The following is a 6,000-nucleotide window of genomic DNA, read 5'->3' as shown; positions in this document are numbered from 1 at the left end:
GGCTTGCGCACAAGGCCAGCCACGAGGGCGTCATGGTGGCGGAACTGATCGCGGGCGGCCATCCGCATCCGATCAAGCCGGGCGCCATCGCCGGCTGCACCTATTGCAGCCCGCAGGTCGCCTCGGTCGGTCTGACCGAGGAAAAGGCCAAGGCCGCGGGATATGAGATCAAGGTGGGCCGCTTCCCCTTCATCGGCAACGGCAAGGCGATCGCGCTTGGCGAACCCGAGGGGCTGATCAAGACGGTGTTCGACGCGAAAACCGGCGAGCTTCTGGGCGCCCACATGGTCGGCGCCGAGGTGACCGAGCTGATCCAGGGCTACATCATCGGCCGCACGCTGGAAACGACCGAGGCGGAGCTGATCGAAACCGTCTTCCCGCATCCGACGCTTTCGGAAGCCATGCACGAATCCGTCCTCGACGCCTACGGCCGCGCCATCCATTTCTGATCGCGCTCCCGGGGCCGTGCCGCGCTGAAAAAGCGGGCGCGGCCCCGGTCCACCCGCGCAGGGTGTGAAAATGTTCTCTTTCCGTTCGTATTATTTTATTGGAGACTCGCCTCCGGTCCCCTATCTAGGGAAGGGTTAACCGGGGACAGTCATGGCCGAGCAGAAATTCATCGAAATCCGCGGTGCGCGCGAACACAATCTCAAGAACATCGACCTCGATATTCCGCGCGACAAGTTCACGGTGATCACGGGCCTGTCGGGGTCAGGGAAATCCAGCCTCGCCTTCGACACGATCTATGCGGAAGGCCAGCGGCGCTATGTCGAAAGCCTGTCGGCCTATGCGCGGCAGTTCCTCGACATGATGGGCAAGCCCGATGTGGATCATATCTCGGGGCTTTCCCCGGCGATTTCCATCGAGCAGAAGACCACCTCGAAAAACCCCCGCTCCACCGTCGGCACGGTGACCGAGATCTACGACTACCTGCGCCTTCTGTTCGCCCGCGCGGGCACGCCCTACAGCCCCGCCACCGGCCTGCCGATCGAGGCGCAACAGGTTCAGGACATGGTCGACCGCGTCATGGCCATGCCCGAGGGCACGCGCGGCTATCTGCTGGCCCCCGTGGTGCGCGACCGCAAGGGAGAATACCGCAAGGAATTCCTTGAATGGCGCAAGGCCGGGTTCCAGCGGGTCAAGGTCAACGGCCAGTTCTACGATCTTGAGGAACCACCCACCCTCGACAAGAAGTTCCGCCACAATATCGACGTGGTGGTGGACCGGATCGTGGTGCGCGAGGGGCTGGAAACGCGGCTGGCGGACAGCTTCCGCACGGCGCTGGACCTCGCCGACGGGATCGCCTTCTTTGAAGAGGCTTTGCCCGCCGACGCGCCCGAGGATGCCGAACCCGCCCGCGTCACATTCTCGGAAAAATTCGCCTGCCCGGTCAGCGGCTTCACCATCCCGGAAATCGAACCGCGGCTGTTCTCCTTCAACGCGCCCTTCGGGGCCTGTCCGGTCTGCGACGGGCTGGGGGTGGAGCTGTTCTTCGATGCGCGTCTCGTGGTGCCGGACCAGTCGCTGAGCATCGCGGCGGGGGCCATCGCGCCCTGGGCGAAATCGAAAAGCCCCTATTTCACCCAGACGATCGAGGCGCTGGCGAAGCATTACAAATTCGACAAGCGCGCCGCGTGGAAGGATCTGCCCGAGAAGGTGCAGAACCTGTTCCTTTATGGTTCCGGCAAGGAAGAGATCCCCTTCCGCTTTGACGAGGGCGGCCGCGTCTATCAGGTCAGCCGCACCTTTGAAGGCGTGATCCCCAACATGGAACGCCGCTACCGCGAAACCGAATCCGCCTGGTCGCGCGAGGAGATGGAGCGGTATCAGAACAACCGCCCCTGCGGCGCCTGCCACGGCTACCGCCTGCGGCCCGAGGCGCTGGCGGTCAAGATCGCCGGGCTGCATATCGGCCAGGTGGTCGAGATGTCGATCAAGGATGCCTATGCCTGGGTCGCCACGGTGCCGGGGCAACTGACGCAACAGAAGAACGAAATCGCAAGATCGATTCTGAAGGAAATCCGCGAACGTCTTGGATTCCTTGTGAATGTCGGTCTGGACTATCTGACCCTGTCGCGGGCGGCGGGCACCTTGTCGGGCGGTGAAAGTCAGCGGATCCGGCTGGCGAGCCAGATCGGCTCGGGGCTGACCGGCGTGCTTTACGTGCTCGATGAACCCTCCATCGGGCTGCATCAGCGCGACAATGACCGGCTGCTTCTGACGCTCAAGAACCTGCGCGATCAGGGCAATACCGTGCTGGTCGTGGAGCATGACGAGGATGCGATCCGCCACGCCGATTTCGTCGTGGATATCGGGCCGGGGGCCGGGGTGCATGGCGGCAAGGTCATCGCCAAGGGCACGCCCGAGGAAATCGCGCGGGATCCCGCCTCGCTCACCGGGCAGTATCTGGCCGGCACCCGGCGGATCGAGGTGCCGAAGGTGCGCCGCAAGGGCAATGGCAAGAAGCTGACGGTGGTCAAGGCCTCGGGCAACAACCTCAAGAACGTCACCGCCGAGTTCCCGTTGGGCAAATTCGTCTGCGTTACCGGCGTTTCGGGGGGCGGCAAGTCCACCCTGACGATCGAGACGCTGTTCAAGAATGCGGCGATGCGGCTGAACGGCGCGCATGAGACCCCGGCGCCCTGCGAGACGATCAAGGGCTTCGAGCATCTGGACAAGGTGATCGACATCGACCAGCGGCCGATCGGGCGCACGCCGCGCTCGAACCCTGCGACCTATACCGGCGCCTTCGGCCCGATCCGCGACTGGTTCGCAGGTCTGCCCGAGGCGCAGGCCCGCGGCTACAAGCCCGGCCGGTTCAGCTTCAACGTCAAGGGCGGCCGCTGCGAGGCCTGTCAGGGCGATGGCGTCATCAAGATCGAGATGCACTTCCTGCCCGACGTTTACGTCGAATGCGAGACCTGCAAGGGCAAGCGCTACAATCGGGAAACGCTGGAAATCAAGTTCAAGGACAAGAGCATATCCGACGTTCTTGAGATGACGGTTGAGGATGCGCAGGCCTTCTTCAAGGCCGTCCCGTCGATCCGCGAAAAGATGGATGCGCTGGTCGAGGTGGGCTTGGGCTACATCAAGGTCGGCCAGCAGGCCACCACGCTGTCAGGCGGCGAGGCGCAGCGGGTGAAGCTGTCCAAGGAACTCAGCCGCCGGGCCACGGGGCGCACGCTCTACATCCTCGACGAGCCCACGACGGGGCTGCATTTCGAGGATGTGCGGAAACTCCTTGAGGTGCTACATGCGCTGGTCGATCAGGGCAATACGGTGGTGGTGATCGAGCACAACCTCGACGTCATCAAGACCGCCGACTGGATCATCGACATCGGTCCCGAGGGGGGCGAGGGTGGTGGCCGGATCGTGGCCGAGGGCACGCCCGAACAGGTCGCCGTCGATCCGCACAGCCACACCGGGCGGTATCTGGCGCCGCTTCTGGGCATCAGTCTGGCCGCGGAATAGGGTGCCCGCCGGGCGGGCGAACCGGCGGGCCTCCGGTCATTTCAGGATGTCTTTCACCATGCCGATGACGGCGACGACCTTCATCGTCTTGTCGTCGACCCGCACCACGCGGTCATCGAGAACGCGGTAATGCTGGTTCTTCGGCGGGGCTGGAAGGCGGCTGTTCCTTGCCTGCTGCAAAGGCGGCGCCTTGCGCGCGGAATCGCCGATGCGCGGCGCCGTCTGCGCCGTCTGGGGCGCGGGTTTGGCGGCGACTTGTTTGGCGCAGGGTTGCTTCTGCCCCTGCTGGCATCCGACAGCCGCGACGGGCTTCTGCTGCGGTCCCGGCTGCTGCGCCATGACGGCGGGCGCGGCGAGGCCGAGCGTGAAGGCCGTGGTCGCGGCGATCAGGATGGCGTTCTTCATTCGCATGACTGCTCTCCTTGCGATGGTGCGGATTATACGCCGGGTGCCGGCGTTTCCATCGCGGCGGTGTCAGGCGTGGCCGCGTTTTTCGAACCGCGGCAGCATGGCGGAGAAATCCTTGCCCGCGCCGCCTTCCTCCTCGACGAAACGGGCGTAAAGCTCGGTCGCCAGCGCGGCCATCGGCGTGTCGGCATCGGCGCTTTGCGCCGAAAGCTGCGCCATCCGCAGATCGCCCAGCATGAATTCCGATGAAAATCCGGGCAGGTAGCCATTGTCGGCCGGCGTCTTCGGGCCAACGCCCGGGGCCGGACAATAGGCCTCCAGCGACCAGTTCCGCCCCGAGGAATTGGACACCACCTCATACATCTTCTGCCGGTCGAGATCGAGCTTGTCTGCCAGTGCAAAAGCCTCGCAGGTGGCGATCATGCCGACGCCCAGCATCATGTTGTTGATCAGCTTCGCCGCCTGCCCGGTGCCCGATCCGCCGCAATGGACCACCCTCTGGCCGAGAATGTCCAGAAGCGGCATGACCCGGGTGACCGCCTCGTCCGTGCCGCCGACCATGAAGAACAGCCGCCCTTCCTCGGCCCCGATCCGTCCGCCGGAAAAGGGCGCATCGACGGGATGAAGCCCCGCCGCCAGCGCCTCGGCCGCGATCGCGCGGGCGGTGTCGACATCGACGGTCGAGCAATCGCACAGCACCGCCCCTTCGCGCATCGCCGGGATCACCGTCGCCGCGGTGACGCGCAGCCCCTGCGCATCGGGCAGCATGGTCATGACCACATCCGCGCCCTCGACCGCCTCCGGCGCGCTTGCGGCGGCGGTGACGCCCTCGGGAGCCGGGGCCTCGGGGTCGTAGCCGGTGACCTGATGGCCGGCCTCCACCAGATTGGCGGCCATCCGCGCGCCCATGCCGCCAAGACCGATGAATGCGATCTTCATGCTGTCCTCACCCGTTCATATGAAATCGATGCGCCACTCCGCAGGCAGGGGGGCGAGCATCTCGTCCGGTTTCGCCGCGGGCAGGGTATCAAGCGTCCAGGTCCAGTTCGGGTTCCGGTCCTTTTCGATCAACTGGGCGCGCACGCCCTCGATGAACTCGCCGCGTTTCGCCGCCCGCAGGGTGAAGCGGAATTCGTTCGACAGCGCATCGCGGATCGTCGGCGTTTCGCGGGTCATCCGCACCAGCCGCAAGGTCGCCTCTTCGGACAGTGCGCAGTTGCGGCGCAGGACGGCCAGCGTCTCGGCGGCGAAAGCGGTTCCGGTCGCTTCCAGCGCGTCGATGATCGCGCGCATGTCGGGCAGGGCAAAGATCCGGTCGATCTCGGCCTGCAGGTCGGCAAGGCGGCCGGGCGGCGGGACATGGCCCGAGGGCAGCACGCCGGGATCGCCGGTTTCCGCCAGCCGCGCCTTGAGCGATGGCCATTCCGCCTCGGGGATATACAGATCCGCGAAGCCCGCAAGCAGCGCATCCGCCGCCTCGATCCGGCTGCCGGTCACGCCCAGATATTCGCCGATGCGCCCCGGCGCGCGTGCAAGGATCAGCGTCCCGCCCACGTCGGGGACCAGCCCGATCCCGGTTTCCGGCATCGCGATCTTGGTGGTTTCGCCGACGATCCGGTGGCGCGCATGGCCGCCGACGCCGACCCCGCCGCCCATGGTGAACCCCTGCATGAAGGCGATGACCGGCTTTGGATATTCCGCGATCAGCGCGTTCATCCGGTATTCGTCGCGAAAGAACTCCGCGCCGGTGCGGAAATCGCCGCGCCGGGCGGCGTGCCAGACCGCCGCGATGTCGCCCCCGGCGCAAAAGGCACGCGGGCCCTCGGCGTCGATCATCACCAGATCGACCTCGGGATCGTTGCGCCAGTCCCGCAGCGCCTGCACCACGACCGCCGCCATCCCGCCGTCGAGCGCGTTCAGCGCCTGCGGCCGGGTGAAGGTCAGCCAGCCCGCGCGCCCGACCTTGCGGGCGGACATCCAGGTTTCGGTCATTCTCTCCTCCTTTGGTTTCGCTTCGGGGATGGGCATGTCGCCTTCCCCGAAGTCAGTCGGCCGAGATTAGCCGCGGGACGGCCCCCGCCACAACCGCCTTGGCCCACGCCGCTTGACAGAACTGCACAT

General features: G+C 65.8%; 4 protein-coding genes and 1 pseudogene. 2 read left to right on the top strand and 3 right to left on the bottom strand.

From position 1 onward, the window contains the following. Together D2T30_RS10925 and uvrA are read left to right on the top strand one after the other, a co-directional pair. Positions 1-449, top strand: a pseudogene (locus D2T30_RS10925) (dihydrolipoyl dehydrogenase); the annotation flags it as partial. A 151-nt stretch (positions 450-600) separates the two neighbouring features. Next, entirely contained in the window at positions 601-3,471 is a 2,871-nt protein-coding gene (gene uvrA / locus D2T30_RS10920; protein WP_128208895.1) for an excinuclease ABC subunit UvrA, read from the top strand. A gap of 36 nt (positions 3,472-3,507) precedes the next feature. Here the strand turns inward: uvrA and D2T30_RS10915 are convergent, their stop codons facing one another. The 3 genes from D2T30_RS10915 to D2T30_RS10905 form a co-directional block, all read right to left on the bottom strand. Beyond that, positions 3,508-3,882, bottom strand: a complete 375-nt coding sequence (locus D2T30_RS10915; RefSeq protein WP_128208894.1) for a hypothetical protein — start codon at positions 3,880-3,882, stop codon at positions 3,508-3,510. A 63-nt stretch (positions 3,883-3,945) separates the two neighbouring features. Then, on the bottom strand, positions 3,946-4,818 hold the full coding sequence (mmsB, locus tag D2T30_RS10910) for a 3-hydroxyisobutyrate dehydrogenase (protein ID WP_128182536.1): 873 nt from the start codon (positions 4,816-4,818) through the stop codon (positions 3,946-3,948). 15 nt (positions 4,819-4,833) lie between these two features. Then, the gene (locus D2T30_RS10905; RefSeq protein ID WP_128208893.1) at positions 4,834-5,871 is read right to left on the bottom strand and encodes an enoyl-CoA hydratase/isomerase family protein; all 1,038 of its coding nucleotides are present in this window, start codon (positions 5,869-5,871) and stop codon (positions 4,834-4,836) included. Between the last annotated feature and the right edge of the window lie 129 nt (positions 5,872-6,000).

The sequence above is a fragment of the Paenirhodobacter populi genome (assembly GCF_004022215.1).
In the GTDB taxonomy this organism is placed as follows: domain Bacteria; phylum Pseudomonadota; class Alphaproteobacteria; order Rhodobacterales; family Rhodobacteraceae; genus Rhodobacter; species Rhodobacter populi.
The sequence above is the reverse complement of the archived record's forward strand: the minus strand, read 5'-3'. Positions and strand labels throughout refer to the sequence as shown.